General features: G+C 50.2%; 25 protein-coding genes. 8 read left to right on the top strand and 17 right to left on the bottom strand.

The features are described 5' to 3' along the window. Positions 1 to 22: 22 nt before the first annotated feature. Positions 23 to 1,111: a PotD/PotF family extracellular solute-binding protein gene (locus Q4544_RS15115; RefSeq protein WP_303507659.1), complete on the bottom strand. Its 1,089-nt coding sequence runs from the start codon at positions 1,109 to 1,111 to the stop codon at positions 23 to 25. Positions 1,112 to 1,251: 140 nt separating this feature from the next. Here Q4544_RS15115 and Q4544_RS15110 point away from each other — a divergent pair, with 140 nt between their 5' ends. Next, positions 1,252 to 2,157 carry a LysR family transcriptional regulator gene (locus Q4544_RS15110; protein WP_303507657.1) on the top strand — a complete coding sequence of 302 codons (906 nt, stop codon included), beginning with the start codon at positions 1,252 to 1,254 and terminating at the stop codon, positions 2,155 to 2,157. A 70-nt stretch (positions 2,158 to 2,227) separates the two neighbouring features. Here Q4544_RS15110 and Q4544_RS15105 read toward each other — a convergent pair whose 3' ends face one another. Together Q4544_RS15105 and Q4544_RS15100 are read right to left on the bottom strand one after the other, a co-directional pair. Further along, entirely contained in the window at positions 2,228 to 3,703 is a 1,476-nt protein-coding gene (locus Q4544_RS15105; RefSeq protein WP_303507655.1) for an NAD-dependent succinate-semialdehyde dehydrogenase, read from the bottom strand. 1 nt (position 3,704) lies between these two features. Next, a complete protein-coding gene (locus tag Q4544_RS15100) occupies positions 3,705 to 4,982 on the bottom strand; it encodes a 4-aminobutyrate--2-oxoglutarate transaminase (RefSeq protein WP_303507653.1) in 1,278 nt (425 codons plus the stop codon). 148 nt (positions 4,983 to 5,130) lie between these two features. On the opposite strand from Q4544_RS15100, the gene Q4544_RS15095 reads away from it, so the two are divergent. Further along, a complete protein-coding gene (locus tag Q4544_RS15095) occupies positions 5,131 to 5,697 on the top strand; it encodes a cupin domain-containing protein (RefSeq protein ID WP_303507651.1) in 567 nt (188 codons plus the stop codon). Positions 5,698 to 5,756: 59 nt separating this feature from the next. Here the strand turns inward: Q4544_RS15095 and Q4544_RS15090 are convergent, their stop codons facing one another. The 5 genes from Q4544_RS15090 to Q4544_RS15070 form a co-directional block, all read right to left on the bottom strand. Next, a complete protein-coding gene (locus tag Q4544_RS15090; protein ID WP_303507649.1) occupies positions 5,757 to 6,101 on the bottom strand; it encodes a type II toxin-antitoxin system RelE/ParE family toxin in 345 nt (114 codons plus the stop codon). Next, positions 6,085 to 6,360 carry a type II toxin-antitoxin system ParD family antitoxin gene (locus Q4544_RS15085; protein ID WP_303507647.1) on the bottom strand — a complete coding sequence of 92 codons (276 nt, stop codon included), beginning with the start codon at positions 6,358 to 6,360 and terminating at the stop codon, positions 6,085 to 6,087. The genes Q4544_RS15090 and Q4544_RS15085 overlap by 17 nt, the downstream gene beginning before the upstream one ends. A 267-nt stretch (positions 6,361 to 6,627) precedes the next feature. Continuing rightward, positions 6,628 to 7,179, bottom strand: a complete 552-nt coding sequence (locus Q4544_RS15080; protein ID WP_303507645.1) for an OsmC family protein — start codon at positions 7,177 to 7,179, stop codon at positions 6,628 to 6,630. After that, positions 7,179 to 8,495, bottom strand: coding sequence for a PLP-dependent aspartate aminotransferase family protein (locus tag Q4544_RS15075; RefSeq protein WP_303507643.1), 1,317 nt, complete (start codon positions 8,493 to 8,495; stop codon positions 7,179 to 7,181). Before Q4544_RS15075 ends, Q4544_RS15080 begins: the two co-directional genes overlap by 1 nt. Positions 8,496 to 8,520: 25 nt before the next feature. Beyond that, positions 8,521 to 9,723 carry a methionine gamma-lyase gene (locus Q4544_RS15070; RefSeq protein WP_303507641.1) on the bottom strand — a complete coding sequence of 401 codons (1,203 nt, stop codon included), beginning with the start codon at positions 9,721 to 9,723 and terminating at the stop codon, positions 8,521 to 8,523. A gap of 100 nt (positions 9,724 to 9,823) precedes the next feature. Here Q4544_RS15070 and Q4544_RS15065 point away from each other — a divergent pair, with 100 nt between their 5' ends. Beyond that, the gene (locus Q4544_RS15065; RefSeq protein ID WP_303507639.1) at positions 9,824 to 10,309 is read left to right on the top strand and encodes an Lrp/AsnC family transcriptional regulator; all 486 of its coding nucleotides are present in this window, start codon (positions 9,824 to 9,826) and stop codon (positions 10,307 to 10,309) included. Between the two features lie 211 nt (positions 10,310 to 10,520). Continuing rightward, positions 10,521 to 11,624, top strand: coding sequence for a histidinol-phosphate transaminase (gene hisC, locus Q4544_RS15060; RefSeq protein WP_303507637.1), 1,104 nt, complete (start codon positions 10,521 to 10,523; stop codon positions 11,622 to 11,624). 143 nt (positions 11,625 to 11,767) lie between these two features. Here hisC and Q4544_RS15055 read toward each other — a convergent pair whose 3' ends face one another. Next, positions 11,768 to 12,232: an Lrp/AsnC family transcriptional regulator gene (locus tag Q4544_RS15055; protein ID WP_303507635.1), complete on the bottom strand. Its 465-nt coding sequence runs from the start codon at positions 12,230 to 12,232 to the stop codon at positions 11,768 to 11,770. A 138-nt stretch (positions 12,233 to 12,370) separates the two neighbouring features. Between Q4544_RS15055 and Q4544_RS15050 the strand changes: the two genes are divergently transcribed. Further along, positions 12,371 to 13,990, top strand: coding sequence for a hypothetical protein (locus tag Q4544_RS15050; RefSeq protein ID WP_303507632.1), 1,620 nt, complete (start codon positions 12,371 to 12,373; stop codon positions 13,988 to 13,990). A 171-nt stretch (positions 13,991 to 14,161) separates the two neighbouring features. Here Q4544_RS15050 and Q4544_RS15045 read toward each other — a convergent pair whose 3' ends face one another. After that, complete coding sequence (locus Q4544_RS15045) at positions 14,162 to 14,503, bottom strand: hypothetical protein (protein WP_303507630.1); 342 nt, start codon at positions 14,501 to 14,503, stop codon at positions 14,162 to 14,164. Between the two features lie 78 nt (positions 14,504 to 14,581). Next, positions 14,582 to 15,547: a tripartite tricarboxylate transporter substrate binding protein gene (locus Q4544_RS15040; RefSeq protein ID WP_303507629.1), complete on the bottom strand. Its 966-nt coding sequence runs from the start codon at positions 15,545 to 15,547 to the stop codon at positions 14,582 to 14,584. Between the two features lie 113 nt (positions 15,548 to 15,660). Between Q4544_RS15040 and Q4544_RS15035 the strand changes: the two genes are divergently transcribed. Then, a complete protein-coding gene (locus Q4544_RS15035; RefSeq protein WP_303507628.1) occupies positions 15,661 to 16,548 on the top strand; it encodes a LysR family transcriptional regulator in 888 nt (295 codons plus the stop codon). A gap of 109 nt (positions 16,549 to 16,657) precedes the next feature. Continuing rightward, positions 16,658 to 18,100 (top strand): sulfatase-like hydrolase/transferase, encoded by a 1,443-nt coding sequence (locus Q4544_RS15030; protein ID WP_303507626.1) that lies wholly within the window; start codon positions 16,658 to 16,660, stop codon positions 18,098 to 18,100. Between the two features lie 106 nt (positions 18,101 to 18,206). Here the strand turns inward: Q4544_RS15030 and Q4544_RS15025 are convergent, their stop codons facing one another. The 6 genes from Q4544_RS15025 to Q4544_RS15000 all read right to left on the bottom strand — a co-directional run bounded on the left by Q4544_RS15025 (position 18,207) and on the right by Q4544_RS15000 (position 22,646). Continuing rightward, positions 18,207 to 18,881: an ABC transporter permease gene (locus tag Q4544_RS15025; protein WP_303507625.1), complete on the bottom strand. Its 675-nt coding sequence runs from the start codon at positions 18,879 to 18,881 to the stop codon at positions 18,207 to 18,209. A gap of 3 nt (positions 18,882 to 18,884) precedes the next feature. Then, entirely contained in the window at positions 18,885 to 19,559 is a 675-nt protein-coding gene (locus Q4544_RS15020) for an ABC transporter permease (protein WP_303507678.1), read from the bottom strand. Between the two features lie 67 nt (positions 19,560 to 19,626). Further along, positions 19,627 to 20,394, bottom strand: a complete 768-nt coding sequence (locus Q4544_RS15015; protein ID WP_303507623.1) for a transporter substrate-binding domain-containing protein — start codon at positions 20,392 to 20,394, stop codon at positions 19,627 to 19,629. Positions 20,395 to 20,419: 25 nt separating this feature from the next. Continuing rightward, the gene (locus tag Q4544_RS15010; RefSeq protein ID WP_303507622.1) at positions 20,420 to 21,202 is read right to left on the bottom strand and encodes an ABC transporter ATP-binding protein; all 783 of its coding nucleotides are present in this window, start codon (positions 21,200 to 21,202) and stop codon (positions 20,420 to 20,422) included. A gap of 222 nt (positions 21,203 to 21,424) precedes the next feature. Continuing rightward, entirely contained in the window at positions 21,425 to 21,682 is a 258-nt protein-coding gene (locus Q4544_RS15005; protein ID WP_303507621.1) for a hypothetical protein, read from the bottom strand. 61 nt (positions 21,683 to 21,743) lie between these two features. Beyond that, entirely contained in the window at positions 21,744 to 22,646 is a 903-nt protein-coding gene (locus Q4544_RS15000) for a LysR substrate-binding domain-containing protein (protein WP_303507620.1), read from the bottom strand. A gap of 282 nt (positions 22,647 to 22,928) precedes the next feature. Here Q4544_RS15000 and nhaC point away from each other — a divergent pair, with 282 nt between their 5' ends. Further along, positions 22,929 to 24,362: a Na+/H+ antiporter NhaC gene (gene nhaC / locus Q4544_RS14995; RefSeq protein WP_303507619.1), complete on the top strand. Its 1,434-nt coding sequence runs from the start codon at positions 22,929 to 22,931 to the stop codon at positions 24,360 to 24,362. The last annotated feature ends 92 nt before the right edge of the window (positions 24,363 to 24,454 follow it).

Below are 24,454 nucleotides of genomic sequence, written 5' to 3'. Positions count from 1 at the left end.
ACCTCAAGGGACATCTGGTGTATTAGCTGTTTGAGCGCATGCGCTTGAAGGCTTCGTCGATAAAGCTCTCTTCGTTCAACAAGACATCATAGCTCATTGGGAACGATGGTGTGCCTGCAACGGCGCTGACTTCGTCTTCAGTCAGGTCTGTTGTGGCGACATCAACGACAGGCGCAACGCCGATTGCACGTGATTGCAAAGCTTGGATTTCAGGCTGGCAGCAGAAGTTGATGAATTCATGGGATTCATCAATATTTTCACTACCGCGGGACAATGTCCAAGAGTTAAAGTCGACTGGGTTGCCTTCTTTTGGGAAGATAGAAGCCAGCGGTACGCCGTCTGATGCAAGTAAACCAGCAACATCGTGATACAACATGCCACCGATGACATCGTTGTTTTTCAACGACTGCTCCATTTGACTGGTTGAGCTATACCAAAGCGCGATGTTTGGATTCATTTCGCCGATTTTATCAACGACGGTTTGAATGCCCTCGCGGGTTTTTAGAATTTCAGGGCCACCAAAGAAAACAACTGCTGTGATATCGAGCAATGGAGAGGCGAGTTCGCTTGGGAAGCCGAGGCTAGCTTGGAAGCGGTCAACGTCCCATAGTTCTGTCCAGCTTGTTGGGGCATCGACTTCGTCGGTATTGACCACCAGTGAGGAGTAGTAGCTGAAGGCGCCGATGCCTTTTAGGCCATCCTGCGTCATGTTTAGAAAGCCATCGGACACATTGCTGAGGTTCGGGATCTTTTTAGGGTCTAATGCGTCAAATACTGTGTTCATACGATCCCCTTTGATGACGCTCATCGGGACGTGAAGTGACAAATCAGTTGGAATAGAACCCGCTTGGATTGCTTGGTGCATGGTCAACAGCCAGCCAGAAGAATCCGGTTGGGTGACGCTTTGAACTTTGATGCCAGTGGCGGCTTCGAATTCTGGAAAGATGCTGGCCTTAAAGCTGTCCTCAAAGAAGCCACCATAGGAGCCGATTTTTACGGTGCGGGTCTGGGCGAGGGCGGGGGCGGCAAGTAGACCTGAGCCGAGCGCGAGCCCTGCTGCGGAACTGGTTTTTAGAAAACGACGGCGATTAACGGCTTTTGCGTTTGGCATTCTATTCTCCCTAATGTTTTTCCTCCGGGTGGACCGTTGGTCCAACGGGGGCGCTAACCCGATCTTACAGGCATGTATAAAGGGGTTATGAGTTCAAATATCTGGACCTCAGCATCTATTTTATATATGCTGAGGTCATCATGTTTTCTCTTAGACACCTGAACGCACTACGTGCATTTGAGGCCGCTGCGCGACTCGGCAGTTTTGCCAGTGCTGGTCGGGAATTGAATGTGAGCCCGAGTGTTGTCAGCACCCATGTCAAAAACCTGGAACAATGGTTTGGCACTGAATTATTTGTGCGATCAGGCAATGGGATTGTTTTAAGTGCCGATGGGCATTCGCTTATCCCGCAAATTTCAACAGGATTTCAGTCTTTGCGGGATGGCTGCAATGGGCTGTTAAAATCGACACAGCGCGGGACACTAACAGTTGTCGCAGAACCGGCATTGGCATCGCTGTGGTTACGATCTCGGCTGACGGAATTTTGTAATGAATTTCCGAATATTGAGGTGGACCTTAGACCTTCTTGGTCGCCGCCCACGCTAGAAGAGTCTCATTCAGATATCGTAATACACTTTGATACCCGGCAGCCTACGGGGGGGGTGGAACGCCGAGACCTTTTTCCGATTGATGGCTTTCCGGCGTGTACCCCTGAGCTCAAGGCGCGACTGGTCGGTGATGATGGGCAGATTGATTGGCGAAATGTACCGTTAGTCCATGATAATGGTCGCGAAATTTGGTGTAAATGGTTTACAGAATACGTCCCTGACAGCACAGCTTGGCAACAAGGACATGTTTATTCCAATCTTGCGTTGGCGATTGATGCGGCTAAGGACGGAGAAGGTCTTGTATTGGCTGACCGTGTTTTGTGTGAGCGCGCGTTTGCGAGCGGTGCTTTGGTGCCATTGGATTTTCGTCAAGTGAGATGTGTTTGGTATTCGATGGCAATCCCAAAGGGGGCGTCCCAAAACTCACCCGCATTTATACTACAGAGTTGGTTAGAAGATGGGGTTCGAAAGTCAGATATGACGAGCGTGTTTTCTTAGCTGACCTTGCAAAAAAACCGCTGAGTGTTTGCACACGCAGCGGTTTGAATTGTTTAGCTTATGGTGTGTCTTAGTTGATTTCTCCAAGGCACACATATTTCAGTTCTAGATAGTCATCTGCACCATATTTAGAGCCTTCGCGGCCTAGGCCTGATTGTTTGACGCCACCAAATGGGGCGGCCTCGGTTGAAAATAGGCCGGTGTTGACGCCAACCATTCCTGTTTCCAATGCTTCGGCGACACGCCAGACGCGGGCTAGGTCGCGGCTGTAGAAATAGGCCGCAAGACCGAATTCGCTATCATTGGCCATGTCGACAACATCTGCTTCGTCTTCGAATTTGAACAATGGGGCGACTGGGCCAAAGGTTTCTTCTTTGGAGACGACCATATCCCGGGTGACATCGGTTAGAACTGTGGGTTCAAAGAACGTGCCGCCTAAGTCTGAACGCTTGCCGCCCAGTGCAATATTTGCGCCTTTTTCTACGGCGTCTGAAATATGCGCTTCTACTTTTTCAACAGCAGCGTCGTTGATCATTGGCCCGGTTGTAATCCCATCGGTAAAACCGTCGCCGACAGAGAGCGATTTGGTTTTTTCTACCAGTTTCTTTGCAAAGGCATCATAAACGCCCGCTTGCACATAGATACGGTTGGCGCAGACACAGGTTTGGCCGTTGTTGCGGTATTTTGCGATCATCGCGCCTTCGACGGCGGCATCAATATCTGCGTCGTCAAAGACGATGAAAGGGGCATTGCCGCCTAGCTCTAGCGACATTTTCTTGATGGTATTGCTGCACTGGTGCATCAGGATTTTACCGACTCGGGTTGAGCCGGTGAACGTGATCTTTGCAATCTTTTCATTGGCGCACAGCTCTTGGCCGACACCTGCGCTGTTGCTGGAGGTGACAACGTTAAAGACACCGGCTGGAATGCCCGCGCGTTGACCAAGAACAGCCATTGCCAAGGCAGATAGCGGAGTCAATTCTGCTGGGCGGGCCACAAAGCTACAGCCTACTGCCAAAGCCGGTGCGACTTTGCGGGCAATCATCGCATTGGGGAAGTTCCAAGGCGTAATAGAGCCTACTACGCCGACCGGCTGCTTCAGAACAACAATGCGTTTGTCGCGCTGATGGCCGGGTATAATATCGCCGTAAATGCGCTTGGCCTCTTCGGCGAACCATTCGATGAATGACGCACCATACATGATTTCGCCACGGGCTTCTGCCCAAGGTTTGCCCATTTCAGCCGTTAGAATGGTTGCAAGATCGTCTGCATTTTCAAGCATAAGATCGTACCATTTGCGTAAAATGATGCTGCGTTCTTTGCCAGTGTGTTTTGCCCAATCTTTTTGAGCGATTTCGGCGGCATCGACCGCAGCACGCACTTCGCTGAGGGGGAGGTCCGCGACATTGGCAATGCATTCACCAGTGGCGGGGTTATGCACGGGGAAGGTATCCTGTGTTTCCACCCATTGGCCATTCACAAAGGCACGTGTTTCCAAGAGTGACGGGTCGTTTAATGTCAGTTTGGAGATAGGAGTATTAGACATTTCAGGCACCTTTCACGGCGTTGATCGAGGACTCTAGAATAGTCATTGCTTCTTCGAAAATTTCATCTTCGATGGTAAGGGGCGCCAGGAAGCGAATGACGTTGCCGTAGACACCGCAGGTCAGCAGCACCAAGCCACGAGACAGCGCTTCGGCGCGGATTGCATTGGCCATATCTGGATTTGGTGCGGTGCCATCTGCGGTTTTAAACTCAGCTGCAATCATGAAACCGGGACCTCGGATATCGACGATTTCCGGGGTGGTTTTCGCGATGGTTTGCAAGCGATCTTTCAGGCGTGCACCAAGCTCTGTGGCGCGTGCGCATAGGTTTTCGCTTTCGATAACGTCCATCACGGCATGTGCGGCTGCGATCCCGAGGGGGTTACCGCCATAGGTTCCGCCAAGACCGCCCGGTGCGGCGCCATCCATGAGGTCGGCGCGACCGGTGACTGCTGCTAGCGGCAGGCCGCCGGCAAGGCCTTTGGCCATTGTGGTGATGTCGGCTTGAACGTCGTAATGTTCCATCGCGAACAATGCACCTGTGCGACCAAATCCAGTTTGGACCTCGTCTGCGATCAGGATAATGCCATGTGCATCACATAGGGCGCGTAGCTTGGTCATAAGCGCGGCTGGGGCTGGGTAGAAGCCACCTTCGCCTTGGACAGGCTCGATGATGATTGCGGCGACACGATCCACATCGACATCTGCTTTGAACAGCTGTTCAAGCGCGTTCATGGCCATATCGACAGTTGTGCCATGGAGCTCAACAGGGAAGGGGACGTGGAACACATCTGGCATCATTGCGCCAAACCCCTTTTTGTAGGGCACGACTTTGCCGGTCAAACTCATTCCCATAAAGGTACGGCCGTGAAACCCCCCGCCAAAGGCAATCACCGCTGAGCGGTTGGTGGCGGCACGTGCGATCTTAACCGCATTCTCAACGGCTTCTGCGCCCGTCGTCACAAAGGCTGTCTTTTTCTCAAAGTCACCGGGGACAGCGGCATTCAAGCGTTCAGCCAACTGGATATAGTTTTCATAGGGCAAAACTTGGTGGCAGGTGTGAGTGAAGGAGCCCATTTGTTTTTGCACTGCGGCCATGACGGCGGGGTTGCAGTGACCTGTATTCACAACGGCGATGCCCGCAGCGAAATCAATATAGCGGTTGCCTTCGACGTCCCACACTTCTGCGTTTTTGGCGCGCTCTGCATAGACTTGCGTTTGCATTCCTACACCACGCGGAACGGCATTCTCGCGGCGGGTTTTGATCTCTGAATTGAGCATGATTTGTTCCTCTTTTCGTGTCGAAGGTGTCCACACAGGTTTCTTGGGAACGGTAGTGAGTTTTGCTATCTTCAAAAAGTCTGTTTCTTATTCTCTGTAAGGTGTTGTATTATATAGGCTGATGTAAAATATGTTGCGGATACTCAACATGAGCAACACTTTGGATAATGATCACGATCTTGGGCTTAGGTTGCGCATGATCAGAGAGCGTGCAGGCCTGTCCCAAAGGGCGCTGGCCAAAGCGACAGATGTGACAAATTCTACGATTTCTTTGATTGAAGCGGGCAAGATGAATCCGTCTGTTGGTGCATTGCGACGTATCTTGGATGGGATTCCGATTAGCCTATCAGAGTTCTTTGCTTTTGAACCTGCCAGCGATCGGCCCGTGTTTTATGCGGCGCAGGATTTGACGGAAATTGGCAAAGGTGGGGTTTCCCTAAAGCAGGTGGGTAACAACCTATTTGGCCAATCTATGATGATCTTGCAGGAAACCTACGAGATTGGCGCGGACACTGGGCGCGTTATGTATGGCCATGATGCCGAAGAGGGTGGGATCGTGATTTCTGGCCGGGTCGAGGTGACGGTCGGAGAGTTGCGTAAAGTTCTGGGGCCGGGGGATGCGTATTATTTCGACAGCCGAACACCGCATCGTTTTCGGCAAATAGGGCCGGAGAAATGTGTGATTGTCAGCGCCTGTACTCCGCCAACTTTCTAGGGGGAGGGTATCTGCCCTTGGATTTTTGCGTGTCTCGCAATGACCCTGTTGAGCATTGATTATTCTAGGAGCCGCAAGAGCATTCGCCGACGCGTATCTTGGCCACCAAAGAAGATAGCAAGTATTTGGACTGTTTGCTCTGTGTCGTGCAGGACAAACCAAAAGGATGCGCTGCCAAGCGTTAGCTTGCGGCATCCGGGTAAAATGTCATTTTGCAGCTCACCGCGTTGGGGGGCCGTTAATATGCGGTTGGCGTCTTCTCGAATTTGCCAAATGCGGTTTTCCGCATGTTGAAAGGCAGATTCAAGCGGCTCACCGAAAGCGGTGTAGCTTTCGACGAGGTGATCAAAAATACATGCAAAGTCAGTCTCGGCATCTGCCGAGAAATTAAGAGTCCAACCCAAGAGCTTGGCGCTTTTTTGCGATCATTGTGGAGAGGTTTTTGTCGAAAGCTTTCGCACTGACACCGTTGTCTTGTACGCGCTGTTCAATGAGTGCACGCAGCGCTTTACGCTCAAGAATGTCATCAGCTTCTCTTTGGCGTAGCATTTCGATGCCGTTTTGTAAGACAGCACTTAGGCTAGAATATTGGCCGGTTTCGACCATGGATTTGGCAAATGCGAATTGGTCGTCGGTCAGTGAGATTGATGATTTTACGGTCATGTTTTGCCTCCGAGTACCACTAAGGTAGTACTGAGTAGCACTCATCGCAAGGGTTTTGTCATCGCACCGGAGGGCGTGGGTCTATCCTAAAATACTAAGGATACCTCTGAAGATCGCATCGTTGTGTGCGGAGCAAGCGCTTGATGCCTGCTGACTTTGTTTCCATCCGCCACAGGGCGAATGGAATTGGTGTGATGGATCATCCAATTGAAGCCTCAGCATTTGCCTTTGGGGAGTAGTAAGGCGCTGAGGCTTCGCTTGGAGGACTTAGCCTTCGATTTGCTCGGAAGTGATTTCGCCTGTCAGTGTAACAGGGTTCACAATGGTCTGAGCATTCGGGCTATGTTTGATGGCTTTGCGGTGCAGTTCTTCGAACTGCTCCGGTGTGCCGTCACCAACTGCGTGGATTGTGTAGTTGATTTCTGGGAAGCCAACTGTTGCGTTGCTGCCCAGGCCCATGAAGCCACGCAGGTCCAATGTGCCGTCGAAGTCGATTTTGACGGATTCAAGTTGGATACCTTCGGTGGTTGCTCCGGCCACAAACGCGACCATCATGCAGGAGCCAAGACCCGAAAGCAAAAGCTCTTGTGGGTTAGGGCCGTGGTTGTTGCCCATCAGTTGGCGTGGCTCATCCGCTTTCCATGTGAAAGAGCGGCTAACTTTATGTGGGCCAACCAGCATCGGCTTTGTCGATGTGCGGGCGCGTGTGCCGCTTTCCCAATCGATCTCGATGCCATAGCTCATCAATCCTTCTTCAGGATTGCCGGACACTTCGTTAACAAATTCGCTTAGAGCGGCGGTAGGGATGCTGTTGCGCATTATGCGGCACCTTTCATATCAGTAATGGCGTTCAAGGCTTGGTCGAAATCGGCGATCAGATCGTCGGCATCTTCGATACCAACGGACAGACGGACACAGCCAGGAAGGATGCCGATGTCTGCACGTTGACGGGAGGTCATGCTGGCTTGTGAAGAGTTGAACGGAAGGCTGATCAAGCTTTCGATCCCACCCAGGCTGGTTGCCTGTTTGGGCAGGTGTAGATGGTCTAGCAGACGAATTGCTGCTTGATCACCACCTTTGACGAAGAAGGTCACGTTGCCGGTACCCATCTGCATCAGTTCTTTGGCACGTTCGTGATCCGGGTGGCTTGGCAGCATTGGGTAAAGCACTTTTTCAACGCATGGGTGCGTTTCAAGGAACTTTGACAAAGCGGTTGCGCTTTGCTCGTGTGCCCGCATCCGGATATCCAGAGTCTTTAGACCACGTTCCAGCAAGAAGGCCGCATGTGGGTCAAGTTGACCACCGTAGTTGAGCAAACGTGGCCAAACCATATCCACAAGTTTACGGGAGCCGCAAACGACGCCTGCGATCAGGTCAGAGTGACCGTTCAGGTATTTGGATGCAGAATGCACAACCAGATCGACACCCATTTCCAATGGCTTCATCACTGGTGGTGGAGCAAAGGTGGAGTCCATGACGAGGCGTAGGTTATGCCGGCGTGCGATGTCCACGAGGGCAGGGATATCCACGACTTTGAGCACTGGGTTGGTGATTGTCTCAAAGTACAGGATCTGTGTATTTGGCTGAATCGCTGCTTCAATCGCTTCGATGTCGTAGCTGTCTACGAGCGTTGCAGACATCCCAAGTGAAGGGAATTCCTGATTGAAGAGGTTAAACGTGCCGCCATAAAGGTCACTTGCCGCAACGACGTGCGCACCTTTGTCGACCAAGGCCAGAACTGCTGCTGAAATAGCTGCCATGCCGGAGCTAAAGACAAGCGCGCTTTCTGCGCCTTCTAGTGCAGCTAGTTTTTCTTGGACGGCCCATTGGGATGGGTTGCCGTAGCGTGTGTAGATGAAACGATCGCGACCGAAGCCTTCTTCGATCGAACCATAGGTCTCTTCATGCAGGATGAAGGTCGAGCTTTGGTAGATCGGTGTGCCGACTGCGCCTGTGCGCGGGTCATCGTGGGTCCCTGCATGGACAGCCTTGGTCGACATACCCATGGTATCCATTGGGTGGGACTCCAAGAAAGGTCCGGATTTCCGAGACCGATCAAGGCCATCAATCCAGCCTCCGGCCTTATGGTTTGCAGGCTGGCTGGTAGCGTCGCCGTAAAGGGGTTTCTTTGTCATTCTGGTCTCCCGTCCTTGGGCTGATTCAAGCAGCTATGGCGTTGTGCTGAGACAAGGCCTTCATCAAATCGTCAATAATATCGTCCGCTGTCTCCAGACCGACCGATAGGCGTACTAAGCCTTCGGCAATGCCATGTTCGGCGCGTTCTTCTGGAGTGTAGGTGGAGTGGGTCATGCTGGCAGGGTGCTGGATCAGACTTTCGGCGTCGCCCAGGCTCACGGCCCGCTGAATGAGTTTGAGGCGGTTCATCATGGCGATGCCGCCGGCTTTCCCGCCTTTTACTTCAAACGGGACCATGCCCCCGAAGTTTGCCATTTGCCGTTGGGCTAGCTCTGCTTGGGGGAAGCTATCGAGGCCTGGATAGGCGACGTTCAAAACGGCCGGGTGGGCCTGCAAGGCTTCGGCAATTTTGCGGGCTGATTGGCAATGGCGCTCAACGCGTAGCTCAAGGGTTTTAAGGCCTCGTAGGATAAGCATGGCTGTGAGCGGGGCCATAACCGCACCAGTCATGTCTTTCACGCCAATGAGGCGGACTTGCATCATGTCTTCGGCGGACCCAACGACAAGGCCGGCGATCAGATCACCGTGACCCCCGAGGTATTTCGTAGCTGAGTGCAAGACGATGTCTGCGCCATGTTCGATAGGGCGGGTCAGCACCGGTGTGGCATAGGTGTTATCGACGACCACGCGCGCGCCAACTTTGTGAGCAATCTCAGAAATGGCTGTGATATCCACGAGGCGATTGTTGGGGTTGGCCGGCGTTTCGAAATAAACGACCTTGGTGCGATCCGTGATCGCCTCTTGGACGTTTTTGGGGTCCGTCATATCGACGGGCTTTACGGTTACATCGAACTTTGTGAGGCCGTGGCTCAGGAATGCAAAGGTGCAGCCATAGAGCGTTTTGTCGATGATAACCTCGTCGCCTGCTTTGACGAAGGTCCAGAAGACAGAGCTGATCGCGCCCATGCCTGATGCGGTTGCAAGGCCGGCTTCTGCGCCTTCGAGATTTGCAATGCGCTGTTCAAGCTGATCGAGCGTTGGGTTAGAGATGCGGCTGTAAAAATGACCTGCCTGTTCACCTGCGAACATGGCACCGCCGGATTCTGCGGTTTCAAAGGTAAAGGTAGATGTCATATAGACAGGTGGGTTTAGAGAGCCTTGATGATCTTTCGCATCGTATCCGTGGTGGATTGCGCGTGTGGAAAAGCCGTCAGTTTCCTTCGTCATCTTTATTCTCCCCTTCATCATCTCCTATGAGTAAATTAGGGTAGATCGACAGGCATTTAGTTGCTAAGTTAGCTACAAAACTTAAATAAGTTAGAATGAAATGCCAAAATTACCTAAATTAGACACAACTGATCGCAAGATGATCAGAGCCCTGCAAAAAAATGGGCGCATGACGAATCTGGAACTCGCTGAGAGCGTGAACCTGTCTCCGTCGCCGTGTCTGCGCCGATTACGCATCCTTGAAAAGGAAGGTGTCATTCGCGGTTATAATGTGGATGTTGATGCAACGGCCTATGGGCTGCCGATCACCGTTTTTGTTCGGATCACGCTGAATGGTCACACTGGTGATGTCGTTGGCCAATTCGAAGAAGAGGTGAACAACATTCCTGAGATTTTGGAATGCTATGTGATGACTGGCGGTGCTGATTACCTATTGCGTGTCCTTTCGGCGGACCTTGAAGATTACGAGCGTTTCGTGCGGGAACGTTTGCATACGATTGGGCATATTCGCTCCATTGATACGAGCTTTGTTTATGGTGTGGTTAAAAATGCACATGTGTTCCCGGATATCGAAAATCGGACATAAATAATGACATAATGTTCATTATCGGAATCTTTGTGTCGGAACCAACTGCTGAACGAGCTTGAAGAATGGGGCGCGATTACCAAGTAGTCTGGTGCTTAGTGTCATCGTTTTAGAAAACCATGAAGTCCGTATTGCATATTTGTGACGCAGTGGAATACATCGGTCGCTATTGTCCGTGTTGTTTTAATATTGAATCAGGAGTGTCACTTTAATGGTGGGCTATTCGAAACTGTTCCGTGAAGAAGTCATCGCGCAGACGGCTTATAATGCTGGAATCGCCGCGGACCGTTTCCGGGAGGCTTATGGCGTGGACTGTCTGGCAAAGCTGGATAGTAACGAAAATCCATATGGGCCAAGTCCAGCTGCGATTAAGGCTGCTGAATCTGTAAGTTCAAATCTGGCCTCCTACCCTGATGCTGCAACCTCGGCGTTGCGGTTGGCGATTAGTGAAAAGCTGGGCGTCAAAGCGGAGCAAGTTGTGACGGGTAACGGGTCGGAAGATCTGATTGCGCTGATCTTTACAGCGGTTCTTTCGCCGGGCGAGCATGTTGTCACAACATGCCCAAGCTTTGGCCCACATGAGACAGGTGCTGAAGTCTGCGGGGCGACTGCCGAAAAAATTCTATATCCGGCGGATTGGTTGTTCCCAATTGATGATGTCGAAAAGGCATTAAGCGCAAAACCGAAAGTGTTGATGTTCGCTTCGCCGAACAACCCGGCCGGAACTGCGATCACAGAAGCTGATTTTGACCGCATCGTTCAGGCGCTGACACCAGAAACGTTGTTTGTTTTTGATGAAGCCTATGTGGACTTTATTGAGCCATCGTTGCGGTTTGATGCAATTGAGAAGCTCAGTAAAACGGATCTGCCGTGGATTTCTTTGCGGACCTTTTCAAAGGCCTATGGGCTGGCAGGGTCACGCATTGGATTTGCTGTTTGTTCGCATGATGACATTAGTGGCGCATTGATGAAAATCCGCTCTCCGTTTGCCGTGAATGCGGTGGCGGTTGCTGCGGCGGCAGCCGCACTTGAGGATGTGGGCCATCTGGCAATGTGTGTCGAAAACATCAGGTTAGAGCGCGAACGTTTGCAAGATGAGCTGACTAAGCGCGGTTATACCGTTGCGCCCTCTCAAACGAATTTCGTGTTCTTTGATTGCAAAGAAAACGGCAATGAGCTTGCCGAGCGTTTAAGGCGCCGGGGTGTGCTAACCAAAGGATGGTTTGAAGAGCCCTATCTTGGATGGCTCCGGGTGTCGATTGGTCGACCAGAACACACAGATGCGTTTCTTGCGGCGCTGGATAGCGTTGCATAACTGAAGCCACTACTGTGGTTGTAGGGTTTGGATGTAATTGGATTAAGGGTTGCTGAATTTTGAACGTATTCAGCAACCCTTAATGTGTCACTCTAAGAGCCGCGGTGTATTAGGGGCATACTTTGGGCGATGCGATCAAAGTATTAAGAAACTCTGGCACCGGCATCTTTGACCCGACGCACAGGAATAGAAGATTCAATGGATGCAACACCAATGGTCTTGGTCAAGTGGCTGGTCAAAAAGCGTTCAAATTCTTCAAGGTCAGTAACGACGACGCGCATCAAGTAGTCGCGGTTTCCTGTCATCAGCCAACAGTCCACAACCTCGGGGAACCGGGCGATTTCTCGTTCGAAGTTCACCAAGCGGCTGTCAATTTGTGTATCGAGCTTAACCGAGACAAAAACGTTCAGGCCAAATCCAATACGGCGAGAATCTACTTTTGCTGTGTATCCTTCGATGATACCATTTTGTTCCATTAATCTAATGCGACGCGAGCAAGGTGACGGTGACAATCCAACAGTGTCCCCCACCTGTTGATGGGACTGCCGTGCGTCGCGTTGAAGCGCCTTTAGAATCTTAATATCGGTATCGTCTAAATGATGTGTCATGCGTAAGTTGTTAACACAATTTGCGCTTGCTTCAAGTTTCTTTAGCAAGATGCGCTAACTGTGGTGCGTAATTTAACACAAATAACAACCATTAACCAATAGGTCGCTGCTATCTTCTGCGCACACGAGGAGAAGTATATGACCCTGCCAGAATCAATTATTCCAAGCGATATCGACCCTATTGAAACCTCCGAATGGGTCGACGCCCTAGAGGCAATGACACGCGAAACAGGCGTAGATCGTGCGCAATATGTTCTTAGAACATTACAAGATCGCGCGCGTCGTTTGGGTGTCACCACTGCTGGTTTGCCCTATTCTGATTATCGCAACTCAATTCCTTTGGCTCAGCAACCGGCATACCCGGGTGATCTTGAGCTAGAAGAACGCATCACCTCTATTATGCGTTGGAATGCGTTGGCCATGGTTGTTCGTGCCAATAAAGCCTATGGCGAATTGGGTGGGCACATTGCGTCTTATGCTTCTGTTGCTGAAATCTTCGAAGTTGGTTTCAACCACTTCTTCCGTGCAAAGACTCCAGATTTCGGCGGTGACCTTGTTTACTTCCAGCCTCACTCTGCGCCAGGCGTTTATGCCCGTGCGATGCTTGAGGGTCGCTTGACTGAAACTGACCTGGCAAATTACCGTCAAGAAGTGCCGGGCAAAGGTCTATGCTCTTATCCTCACCCATGGTTGATGGATGACTTCTGGCAGCTGCCTACAGGTTCAATGGGTATTGGCCCAATGTCCGCAGTCTATCAGGCCCGCTTTATGCGTTATCTACACGCGCGCGATTTGGCCGACACACAAGAGCGCCACGTTTGGGGTGTCTTTGGTGATGGTGAAATGGACGAGCCGGAATCTATCGGTGCATTGACCCTCGCTGCCCGTGAAGGTTTGGACAACCTGACCTTTATCGTGAACTGCAACTTGCAACGTCTCGACGGGCCTGTGCGTGGTAATGGTCAGATCATTCAAGAACTAGAATCCTTGTTTGTTGGTGCCGGCTGGAACGTCATCAAAGTGCTTTGGGGCTCTGAGTGGGACAACATTTTTGCCCGCGACACTGATAACGTCCTGCTGCGCCGTTTCGCAGAAACCGTTGATGGCGAATACCAAAACCTTGGCTCAAAAGACGGCGACTACAACCGTTCCAAGTTCTTTGACGCCGACCCAGCAACAGCTGCATTGGTTGCCCACATGAGCGATGAGGAAATTCATCAGCTGAAACGTGGTGGTCATGATCTGCGTAAAGTTTATGCAGCCTTTGCTGCTGCAAAAGCGCACAAAGGGAAACCGACAGTCATCTTGGCAAAAACCAAGAAAGGCTTTGGCATGGGTGGTGCAGGCGAATCTCGCATGATCGCACACCAGGCGAAAAAGCTGGATGTTGACGCCTTGCTAGCCTTCCGTGATCGCTTTGATCTGCCGCTTGACGACAAAGCGGTTGAGAACCTTGAGTTCTATCAGCCAAAAGAAGACAGCGCTGAAATCAAATACTTGCAAGAACGACGCGCCGCATTGGGAGGCTACCTACCTAAGCGTGCAAAAGTGGCTGATCGCCCGATGCCTGAGCGTCCTGCATTTGAAAAATATGCTAATTTTGCGGTTCAAGCGGACGGTAAAGAAATGTCGACCACCATGGCTGCAGTGCGGATGATGGGTGGTTTGTTGAAAGACAAAGCCTTTGGCCCACGTTTGGTGCCAATCGTGGCAGATGAAGCCCGCGCAAGGTCTCTAACAAACCTAATATCACGATAGAAATGGACCCTATCGCAGGGAAGACTTGCGCGCCCCTGCCCCCTTCGGATGTAAGAGGGATTTGCAGCGTAGCAACTATGGCTGCGGCACCGAACAGGGTAAGCACTAAACCGACAAGCACTGCGGCATTTAGAGTTCTCATCAGTTTGCTCCCTTCCTGAACGACGTGCCTTATGCAGACTTTTCGCTTACATGGAACTTTCGCGTTATATATGCCGGCGGGCTGAAGGTCAGCATAACAGAGATGCTGCAATCTTGGCTCAGATGTTTGACCAGCAACGCTTCGATGGCGGCAACCAAATCGGCGGTGAACTGGGCATTGCGCTCGCGTTTTGCGAACATGCGAATTTCGACCACACATTGAGAATAGCGGTAAATTTCGGTGGGGTAAGCCCGGCATTTGCATGGGCCGGTGTCATCGTCGTGAGCCTGCAACGTTGCTTCGACTTCTTCGAAAAATGCAATGGCGTCGATCTCGATGTCAGACGAGTATTTCAGATCAAGATGCGGCATGATCCTGGCTCCTTAAGGGATAAAATGTAAGGGAGGGTATATGTGTGGCACCCCATCTTTCGGGATGCCACAATAGACTTATTTAGATTCAGAAATATTTTCCAAAATTGGACCAGCTGCTTCTAACATTGCTTGTAGTTTTGCTTCGGCATCTGCACCGTTTAGATAAGCAGGTGCGTTGCCCTTCACCAACATAAGTTCCGCGAATTCTTCAGTCTGCGTAACTTGAGCTAACAAGGCTTCGATACCAGAAACGATTTCTGCATCCACACCGTTTGGTGCGAAGGTTACGATTGGTGAGCTGACATCAAGGAAGTTTAATCCGAGCTCTGCGAAAGTTGGTACTTCGCTCATGATGCCATCGCGCTGAGGTGAAGACACGGCCAATGCACGCATTTCGCTCTCAAAGCCGCGACCTACGTTAACGCCGACAAAGCCGAAATCAACTTGTTCGCCAATGATCGCGGCGCGTACATTTGCACCACCCTTAAACGGTACATCGCCAACTTCTAAGTCATTGGCATTCAAAAAGCCTTGACCCGCGACGTGCAAAAAGCTGCCGCGACCGGTATGTGCCCAACGCAATGCGCCCGGGCGGGCTTTGATATCTTCGGCTAATTCATTGGCCGTTTGATATGGGCTATTCGCAGGAACAAAGAGCCCCGGTACCAGATTGCCGATTTGGCTAACCGTTTGAAAGCTATCGAATGGATTCACATCTGCTTTGCGCAAAGTCGACGCCATAAGGAATGAGCCGGCAGAGGTGATCATGATTGTATTGCCGTCTGGGCGCGCCGATGCGGCCTCTTGTGCGCCAACCAAGCCTGCAGAGCCGGGGCGATTTACAATAACGACAGGTACAGGAAGCAGTTTTTCTGCTGCAGCCGCAAAGGCACGCGCAAAGGAATCAACCCCACCGCCCGCGCTGTATGGAACGATGACATTTAGAGGGCGACGTGGCTTCCAATCAGCCAGAGCCGCAGTACCAAGCGACAGCGATGCTGTTGCAACCGCAAACGTATTAAGAAAAGTCCGTCTATGCATTGTGTCCTCCCAACATAGGTTCACAAGCCTCGCCGCTTGCTGATGTCACGCTACTCGACAACCACAAATAAAAAAAATAGAATTAATCTATCACAGTATCAGGATTTTCAAAGATGAACCTCAAAAGTTTACGCGCGTTTCTTTTTGTGATGGATGAGGGATCGTTGATTGCCGCTTCCCAGAAGATGAACTTAAGCCAACCAGCGGTTAGTCGTTTGATCCAACTGCTGGAGGAGGAGTTTAAGGTCCAACTGTTCTACAGAGACCGCAAAAGTTTGCAGCCCACTCCCGAGGCCGAGCGGTTTTACTCCGAAGCATTTCGCGTTGTCTCTGCCGTTAATGAATTTCCAAATGTCTTTGCACAGCTCAAAACCAATGCTGACTATCCGTTGCGCATTATCTGCCATCCGCGCATGGTGAATGGCCTTGTTGTCCCAGCCATCAATCGCCTGCTCGAAAAGACACCAGATATTCAAATTAAACTCGATGTGCACCCGCGCCGCGAACTAGGGCGGCGGATTGTGAATGACGGGTTTGATGTAGGCGTTTTCACCGTTCCGATTCATGTTGATCAGGTTGAACTGGTGTCTATGCACCGCACAAAGTTATGCGCCTTTGTGTCTAAACAACATCCGTTGGCCAGCCAAGATGTAGTGCGCGCCGATGATTTGCGACAGTTCCCTTATATTGCGCTGAATCGTGAGCTGATTATTCGGCAATCCATTGATCGACTCTTGATGCAACATGGTGATCATCTGAATGTGTCACACGAAGTGTCATCAGCCAGCGCGGCGCACCGTATGGCCCTAAGTGGTATGGGATTTACGCTGACAGATACCTTAGCAATGGAAGTTGAATTGCTGGATCAAGGACGATTGATCCCATTATCCCCCGTCGCCGAAATTGATGCCGGTTTTTATGTGCCGCAAAATGCGACCAAAGATGAACGTGCAGTGGCTTACCTTGAAGCACTGCGGGAAATCTGTGAGGAAAAAATTTAACACATCATCAGATTTTCCGAACTTACGATCTATTAATTCTATTTTCATTAATACATCGACGCAAGCTAATGTGCCTTTAGCTGCGTATTCGCGGCATCTGGAGGCATAGATGACACGAAATTCGATCAACCAACTTTTGATCATGACTGACGAACACACCCGTAAGGTCTTGGGTTGTTATGGAAATCATCTTGTCAAAACACCAAACTTGGATCGACTCGCAGCGCGAGGCACATTGTTTACTGATGCCTACTGTAACGTCCCGATCTGCGTGCCCTCACGTGCAAGTTTTGCGACAGGCCGATACGGCCACCAAACGCGGCATTGGGATAATGCAACGCCATATTGCGGCACGCCCAATTCATGGGCACATGAATTGCAAGGTGCCGGAATTTCGGTTGGTTCGATTGGAAAACTTCATTATCGAAATGAAAGCGACTCTGTTGGTTTAGATTTTCAACAAATCCCAATGCACATAGTAAACGGCGTTGGTGACGTGTTGGGCTGCGTAAGAGAACCGCTTCCCAAACGCTGGAAATCCCGAAACATGGCCGAAAAAATTGGCCCAGGAGAAACCAGCTATACGTCATACGATCGTGACATTTCCACCCGAGCTGCGGAATGGATCACATCTCAACAAGATGAGACAGACCCTTGGGTTTTATTCGTCTCTATGATTGCGCCGCATTTCCCATTGATCGCCCCACAAGAATTCTACGATCAATATGCCGAGGCTGGACTGATGCCGACAAAGGCACGTCCTAATCCAGAGCACCCGTGGCATGCGGCGATGCGCGAGTGCATCGTGATGGACAATTTCACCCCAGAACGCACCCGCATCGCATTGGCATCCTATTACGCCTTGGTCACGTTTATCGACAGTCGCATCGGCCTGATCTTAGATGCGTTGGATGACGCCGGCCTACAAGATCGGACACAGGTCATCTACGTGAGTGACCATGGGGATCAAGTAGGTGAACGGGACCTATGGGGAAAGTCCAATATGTTTGAAGAATCCGTTGGTATTCCCTGCATCATTGCAGGACCCAATGTGCCAAAAGGCAAGGTTTGCCGTACACCTGTCAGCCTAGTTGATGTGGCCCCGACAGTGTTGCAAACAGCTGGTATTGCGGGAACTATCGGAGATCGCCCTGGCCAGTCTTTGGTTGATATGGCCAATGCCGAAGATGATCTCGACCGGGTGGTTTTTGCCGAGTACCAAGCCATGGGCGCCATCGCAGGCGCCTTTATGATCCGCAAAGGACGTTGGAAATACGTGCATTATTTGGGCATGAACCCAGAACTGTATGACCTGTATGCTGACCCAGATGAATTGAACAATTTGGGGGTAGACCCCGCCTATTCCAAAATTTGCTTGGAACTAGAACAAGAGTTGCGCCAGATCTGCACACCAGAGCAAGTGGATCAACATGCCCGCGAAGATCAGGCGCGAATTATTGCGACGCACGGCGGACAAGAATTTATTGTGTCAAAGGGGGGGTTTGGTGCAACCCCGCCACCGGGCGAAGCCGTTCAATATGGAAAATCCTAATACGCTTGTATGAACGTATTAGGAAATTCGGAAAATCTTGGGTTTGCTAAGGTGTTCAATCAAAATCAAATTGATCATCTTTTCGGACCAACTTTAGTTAAGCAAGTTAGGTTAACGCATATCTTTTTTCGATCTGCCTGAAGGCCAAACTGATAACAGCGACAATCGCCATGTATAGAAACGCGACCGTGATAAAGCCTTCAAAGGTTACGTAGTATTGTGAGTTTAGACGACGCCCTGCCCCCAATAAATCAACAATTGTGATTGTAGAGGCGATCACGCTCCCATGGAGCATAAAGATAACTTCGTTGCTATAGGCAAAAATCGATCTACGACATGCAATCGGTAAAGCAATACGACGAATGACTTTCCACCGCGTCATACCGCAAGCATATGCGGTTTCAATCAACCCCTTCGGCAAATTAACGATTGCACCGCGCAGAATTTCACTCGCGTATGCAGCGCTGTTCAAAGAGAAACCCAGAAGCGCGCAGAAATAGGGGTCTTTTAGCAAAACCCAAAATACAGAATTCCGTACACTTTCGAACTGCCCAAGGCCGTAATAAATAATGTAAACTTGGACAAGCAGGGGTGTGCCGCGCAAGGCATAAGAATACCACAACGATAGCTTGCCAAAATATGGAACATTGTAAGCTTGGCTTAGTGCGAGTGGGACTGCCAGAATACCGCCAATAATCAACGCAAGACTCACCAACCAGACAGTGTTTCCTAGGCCTGTTAGGAACAATTCCCAGTTGTCGAAAATGAGAGAAAAATCCATGTTTTAGTTCTCCCGAATGGCGTAGACACGCCCAATTTTGCGCAGCCCGATGTCTGAAAGTAGGGTTAGGCCCAAGAAGATAAAAAATGTGAGCACCAGAAAAGTAAGCGGTTCCTGAGACGTCCGCCCAGCCTGGTTTGCATTGTACACAACATCTTGGAGGCCAATAATTGAAACCAACGCCGTGGTCTTCATCAGGACAAGCCAGTTATTTGTAAAGTTTGGAAGCGCGTGAGGGACCATTTGTGGCCAAACGACGCGGAGAAGATAACGACGCGGAGCAAGGCCAACAGCCTTTGCAGCTTCGATTTGGCCATTTGGCACTGCCAAAAAGGCGCCCCGAAAGGTTTCAGTCATATAAGCGCCGAAAATGAAGCCGATGGATAAGCTACCAGCCCAAAACGGGCTAACCTCGACGTATGTCCAGAGACCGGTTTTATCGCCAATGGAATTGATTAGAATTTGACCTCCGAAGAACACCAACAGCATTAAGACGAGATCAGGAATACCGCGGACAACAGTTGTATATGTCCCTCCCAAAATGCGTAGGATGCCTACCGAAGAGAGCTTCATTGCTGCGCCGATAAGACCGCAAACAATTGCAACGACAACTGACGTAAGCGCCAAGCTAATTGTCAGAGTGACCCCACTTAAAACAAGCGGCAAAAATTCTAGCATGGTTTCCAAGTGCTGCCTCCCCGGCAAAGTTTGCGGATTAGAGCCTCAGCCCTAATCCGCGGTTCTATTATTCCATGCCGATGTAGAACGGGACGTACTTCTCATTGAGCGCTCTAAACGTGCCATTTTCATAAATTGCTTTGATGGCACCGTTCACCTTTTCACGCAGCTCAACATCCGCCTTGCGGAAGCCGACACCAATGCCTGAACCTGTGACAGCTGGATCAATGTAAGACTTACCGAATAAACCAAAACCTTCGCCGTTCTCAGTTCCCAAGAAACCTTCTTGAGCGGCGATTTGGTTCACAAAGCTTGCATCAATACGACCAGCTGTAAGGTCCAACCAGACTTCATCCTGTGTCGGGTATTCCCGTACAGTCACATCCGGGCGCTCGTTGATGATAAAGCTAGCGTGGGTGCTACCACGTAGAACACCAATGGTCTTACCTGCAAGGGTCTCGTCGTCGTTCAGTCCCATATCAAGCTTGCCAACAAAACCAGCAGGTGTTGCATAATATGGGTCAGAGAATTCAATCACACGACGACGTTCTTCTGTGATCGTCATAGAGGACAGAATACCGTCATAACGCTTGCCTAGAAGGCCTGGGATAATGCCGTCCCAGTCTTGCTCAACCCATTCGCACTTTGCTTGTAGCTCTTCACAAATTGCGTTGCCGATTTCGACATCAAGGCCAGTCAATTCGCCTTCAGATGTTTTATAGATAAAGGGACGGTACCCTGCTTCAGTACCCCACCGAATAACAAGATCCTCTGCCGCCGCGCTTGTCGCTGTCGCGAGCACCAATGCGCTGATGACCATTTTTACACTTTTCATAACTCTCTCCCAAGGTTGGTATATTTTAGTCGCGTGTGTTCGAAAGAAACTCTGCCCAACGATCTGAGTATTCATTGGGGTTCTTGAAGATTGGGTCAGGGGCGCTATCGACTTCAATTTCGCCTTTATTCAGGAAAATCACCCGAGAGCTGACATCACGTGCAAAACCCATCTCGTGCGTTACTACGAGCATCGTTCGACCCTCTTCAGCCAAGCCTTTCATAACTTTCAAAACTTCGCCTACCAGTTCTGGGTCCAATGCAGACGTTGGTTCGTCAAATAGCATGACCTCAGGTTCCATTGCCAAAGTACGAGCAATCGCTGCCCGTTGCTGTTGGCCGCCGGATAACTGGGAGGGGGTGTAATCTTTGCGTTCGAACATGCCTACACGATGGAGGTATGCCTCTGCGCGTTCGATGGCTTCTTTCTTAGAGATACCACTGACGTGAATGGGCGCTTCGATCACGTTTTCTAAAACAGTCAAATGGGGCCAAAGGTTGAAACCTTGAAAGACCATGCCAATTTTTGACCTAAAGCGTGTCAGCTGTTTGGAATCTGCGGAATGCAGCTGCCCATCTTTCTTGCGCTTAAGAAGAAGCTCTTCTCCGTCTAGGGCAATCGAACCTTCGGTTGGTGCTTCAAGTAAATTGATGCAACGCAGAAAAGTGCTTTTCCCAGAACCTGAAGACCCTAGTAGCGCCACGACCTCTCCCGCATTTGCTTCAAGTGAAATGCCTTTAAGCACTTCGAGCGAACCGAAAGATTTATGAATATCTGTCACGTTGAGTAACGCGTTTGAATGTTTCAAGCGTTTATCCCCCTTACCTCAAGTTTATTAATCTGAAATGGGGGCAAACAGCATTTCGAATTTAAGAAGTGCGGTTTAGATAAATTTAATCTTGGAAGCGCCTTAGCCACGTTTCCTGACTTAGCGGTGATCAACATAATATAGGCCGCTGCTTATTAGATACCTTCAAAGCAGCGGCAGTCGCACGATAAGAATATGGCCTCAGGGAATCCCCCAAACTATTTAGCTTTGTGATATCTCGCGTCGTTTTTTCCAGATACCGTATAGACTAATAAAGACCCAAAAAATCTCGATCAGGAACGCGGACAAATTGAATTTGAAGTAAAGGGAAAACAGAATTAGCGACGCGCCAATAAAGTTTAAAATTGAATACCAAATTTGATCACTGCGGACCCGGTCCATTTGCAGCAACATGTAAGTGGCGACAATAATCGCAGCGCCGAGTGATCCTAAGATGTCAGGGGTAGTGATGCTGTTCATTTTTCATCCTTGATGAGATCCCGATTTTCAGAAAGCGCCCCATTAGGGGCATTTAAGGCAGTCATTCTGCGTTGCGGTATAGTGAGAGCAGATTGACGAGAGCCGACAAAGGCCTCGACCGATGTTTTTCCCGGCGCAGCGCGAGTAAAAATTTCCCGGTTCTAATTGTACCGGGTGCGTTAATTTCAGTAAGTAGCCCCCGCTCGATCCAAGGACGGGCGGTATGATCCGGAAGGTATCCAAAGTACTTTTGGGTTCTTAAGAGTAAAATCAACCCTTCCATGTGGCGTGCTGTTGCACCAACGTCAAAGCCCTCGGGTGGCTCCAGCCCCTCGATAAGATCAACATATTCTCGTCCAACGTAGGGATGCTTTTTGAGGTCTTCAATACTGACACTTCCGTCTGCCAGCGGGTGTTTAACAGAGCAATAAAGCCGGTGTTCCTCCTCAAAGAGCGGTAGGTACTCTAAGCTGTCAATGCGATGTGGAAACAGGCCAACAGCCCCGTCCAAACGCCCATCCAAGACCCTGATTTCCAGCTCTAATGCGCCCGCTGTATACACCGACAATCCAACACCCGGTGCGAGCTCCTGTAACTCAGACAAAGCGCGAATAAGACGTTGATCTGGGTGTGTTACGCTGTTTTCCAGAATACCAATGGACAACTGACCCGAGATTTCTGCCTTTTTGCTCGCCAGATTTGTGGAGAATTTCTCCATTGCGGCAAACAAGATGGAAATTTCGGAAAATAGGCTTTCGCCATCTTCAGTTAGACTAAAGCCAGCATGGCCGCGATTGCACAAGCGCATGCCAACACGTGTTTCAAGTTGGGAAATAGAGGTGCTCAAACTTGACTGGCTGATGTTCAGACTCACTTGAGCCTGCTGAAAACCGCCCGCCCGCGTAAGTTCGAAAAATACACGAAACAGTTTGATGTCTTTATCTTGGACCCAAGATCTAACCATTTTACTTTCCTACCTACCCGGTGAATCTGCACTAAACTCTATCTTCACATTGAGTCAGCACGCGATACGAAATCATTTGAAGCTTTGCTCTACAAGAAGACCATCACTTCTCAAAGACGCCACCGAGCTCCCCTTGAAAATCACTACCAGCCTAAACTCTAGCAGCATATTTCAAAGTACTGATGCTAACTTTGGCGAATGAAAATGGACGGACGGGCCTCTCTCAGCAAAATAGGCGCGATACAGATACAAAAGCGCAAATAGAAAAGCTTGGAGGGAACTGTGAAAACAACAATACCTGAGGGGGCACGTGCGCCCCATTTTTGGGAAGCGATGATCTCGCTTATGTCACTGGTGATAGGGATTTCGATTTCTATCGTATTTTACGGACTGGATCCGCACATTCCCATGTTGCTGGGCGTTTTCGTCGCCTCACTTGTAGCAATGCGATGCGGCTTTACCTGGCAGAACATTCAAAACGGAATGGTTAGAGGCATTACCAACGCCCTGCCCGCAACCATTATTTTGATTGTCGTTGGTATCTTGATCGGCGTGTGGATTTTGGCCGGTGTTGTTCCGACGCTTATCTATTATGGCTTATCGTTCATTTCGACATCTGTTTTCCTACCGGCAACATTGCTGATTTGCGCAGTAACGTCACTTGCGACAGGCACAAGCTGGGGAACCACCGGGACCATTGGTGTCGCTCTGATGGGTGTCGGTGCAGGCCTGGGCTTTCCTCTTCCAATCGTTGCAGGCGCCGTAATTTCTGGCGCCTATTTCGGTGATAAGATGTCACCTTTGTCGGATACAACAAACATGGCACCAGCTCTTGCTGGCACGGATTTGTTTACACACATCCGCCACATGTCATACACAACTGGCGTCTCCTTCGGCCTGACACTGATCATCGAAATTGTACTGGGTTTACAATATGGTGGCGGTGAAGGCGATATTGAGCGGATTGCGACAATGCTTAAAATCCTAGACGAGAACTTTACGATTAACATCGTAATGTTGATGCCACCACTTGTGGTTCTATTCGTTTCTTATCGCAAGATGCCTGCGATTCCCGGGATCACTCTGGGCGTTGTCGCCGCTGCTTTGATTGCAGTCGGTTTGCAGGGCGCTGATTATGATGCTTTGGCAAACGTTGCCTTTGGTGGCTATGCCGCTGAAACTGGCAATGCTGACGTTGACGACCTGCTGTCTCGTGGTGGCATGGACTCCATGATGTACACGATCTCGCTTGTGATCGTCGCGATGATGTTTGGTGGGGTAATGGAGCGCACGAACCAGCTCAAGGCTCTAGCCGATAAAATCCTGTCCATGGTTAAATCTGACGGCGGCCTTATCGCAGCGACTGCCTTTACGGGTATCGGTTCGAATATGGTTCTTTGCGATCAGTACATGTCGATTGTTATGGGCGCTCGCACATATTCTGCAGCGTATCGTGAACGTGGCCTCGCCCCGGAAAACCTATCTCGTGCAGTTGAAGATTCCGCAACGGTTACCGCGAATTTGGTTCCATGGAACTCAGGTGGTGCATATCAGACAGCGACATTAGGTGTTATGACGCTAGCGTATTTGCCATTCGCGTTCTTCTGCTGGCTGTCCCCGATTGTTACAATCCTATTTGGCTATATGGGATGGACAATCAACCGCATTGAGCCACAGACAGAACAGCAAACGGCTGCGACGGCTCCGGCTGAATAAATAAAACTCTAGGGCTTTTGAAACCATAGCGTGTTCTATAGCGACTGCATTTCAGAGGCCCTAGAAACAACAAGACGATACAACAAAAATGG

The organism is Cognatishimia sp. 1_MG-2023 (assembly GCF_030548175.1).
In the GTDB taxonomy this organism is placed as follows: domain Bacteria; phylum Pseudomonadota; class Alphaproteobacteria; order Rhodobacterales; family Rhodobacteraceae; genus Cognatishimia.
The sequence above is the reverse complement of the archived record's forward strand: the minus strand, read 5'-3'. Positions and strand labels throughout refer to the sequence as shown.

Excerpts from the sequence above, each read along its gene's own strand:
- Q4544_RS15035 (WP_303507628.1), top strand. The coding sequence starts at position 15,661 with ATGAACCTCAAAAGTTTACGCGCGTTTCTTTTTGTGATGGATGAGGGA.
- Q4544_RS15065 (WP_303507639.1), top strand. The coding sequence starts at position 9,824 with ATGCCAAAATTACCTAAATTAGACACAACTGATCGCAAGATGATCAGA.
- Q4544_RS15015 (WP_303507623.1), bottom strand. The coding sequence starts at position 20,394 with ATGAAAAGTGTAAAAATGGTCATCAGCGCATTGGTGCTCGCGACAGCG.
- Q4544_RS15095 (WP_303507651.1), top strand. The coding sequence starts at position 5,131 with ATGAGCAACACTTTGGATAATGATCACGATCTTGGGCTTAGGTTGCGC.
- Q4544_RS15040 (WP_303507629.1), bottom strand. The coding sequence starts at position 15,547 with ATGCATAGACGGACTTTTCTTAATACGTTTGCGGTTGCAACAGCATCG.
- Q4544_RS15055 (WP_303507635.1), bottom strand. The coding sequence starts at position 12,232 with ATGACACATCATTTAGACGATACCGATATTAAGATTCTAAAGGCGCTT.
- Q4544_RS15080 (WP_303507645.1), bottom strand. The coding sequence starts at position 7,179 with ATGCGCAACAGCATCCCTACCGCCGCTCTAAGCGAATTTGTTAACGAA.
- hisC (WP_303507637.1), top strand. The coding sequence starts at position 10,521 with ATGGTGGGCTATTCGAAACTGTTCCGTGAAGAAGTCATCGCGCAGACG.
- Q4544_RS15030 (WP_303507626.1), top strand. The coding sequence starts at position 16,658 with ATGACACGAAATTCGATCAACCAACTTTTGATCATGACTGACGAACAC.
- Q4544_RS15050 (WP_303507632.1), top strand. The coding sequence starts at position 12,371 with ATGACCCTGCCAGAATCAATTATTCCAAGCGATATCGACCCTATTGAA.
- Q4544_RS15000 (WP_303507620.1), bottom strand. The coding sequence starts at position 22,646 with ATGGTTAGATCTTGGGTCCAAGATAAAGACATCAAACTGTTTCGTGTA.
- Q4544_RS15105 (WP_303507655.1), bottom strand. The coding sequence starts at position 3,703 with ATGTCTAATACTCCTATCTCCAAACTGACATTAAACGACCCGTCACTC.
- Q4544_RS15020 (WP_303507678.1), bottom strand. The coding sequence starts at position 19,559 with ATGCTAGAATTTTTGCCGCTTGTTTTAAGTGGGGTCACTCTGACAATT.
- Q4544_RS15025 (WP_303507625.1), bottom strand. The coding sequence starts at position 18,881 with ATGGATTTTTCTCTCATTTTCGACAACTGGGAATTGTTCCTAACAGGC.
- Q4544_RS15045 (WP_303507630.1), bottom strand. The coding sequence starts at position 14,503 with ATGCCGCATCTTGATCTGAAATACTCGTCTGACATCGAGATCGACGCC.
- Q4544_RS15110 (WP_303507657.1), top strand. The coding sequence starts at position 1,252 with ATGTTTTCTCTTAGACACCTGAACGCACTACGTGCATTTGAGGCCGCT.
- Q4544_RS15115 (WP_303507659.1), bottom strand. The coding sequence starts at position 1,111 with ATGCCAAACGCAAAAGCCGTTAATCGCCGTCGTTTTCTAAAAACCAGT.
- Q4544_RS15070 (WP_303507641.1), bottom strand. The coding sequence starts at position 9,723 with ATGACGAAGGAAACTGACGGCTTTTCCACACGCGCAATCCACCACGGA.
- Q4544_RS15100 (WP_303507653.1), bottom strand. The coding sequence starts at position 4,982 with ATGCTCAATTCAGAGATCAAAACCCGCCGCGAGAATGCCGTTCCGCGT.
- Q4544_RS15075 (WP_303507643.1), bottom strand. The coding sequence starts at position 8,495 with ATGACAAAGAAACCCCTTTACGGCGACGCTACCAGCCAGCCTGCAAAC.
- Q4544_RS15005 (WP_303507621.1), bottom strand. The coding sequence starts at position 21,682 with ATGAACAGCATCACTACCCCTGACATCTTAGGATCACTCGGCGCTGCG.
- Q4544_RS15085 (WP_303507647.1), bottom strand. The coding sequence starts at position 6,360 with ATGACCGTAAAATCATCAATCTCACTGACCGACGACCAATTCGCATTT.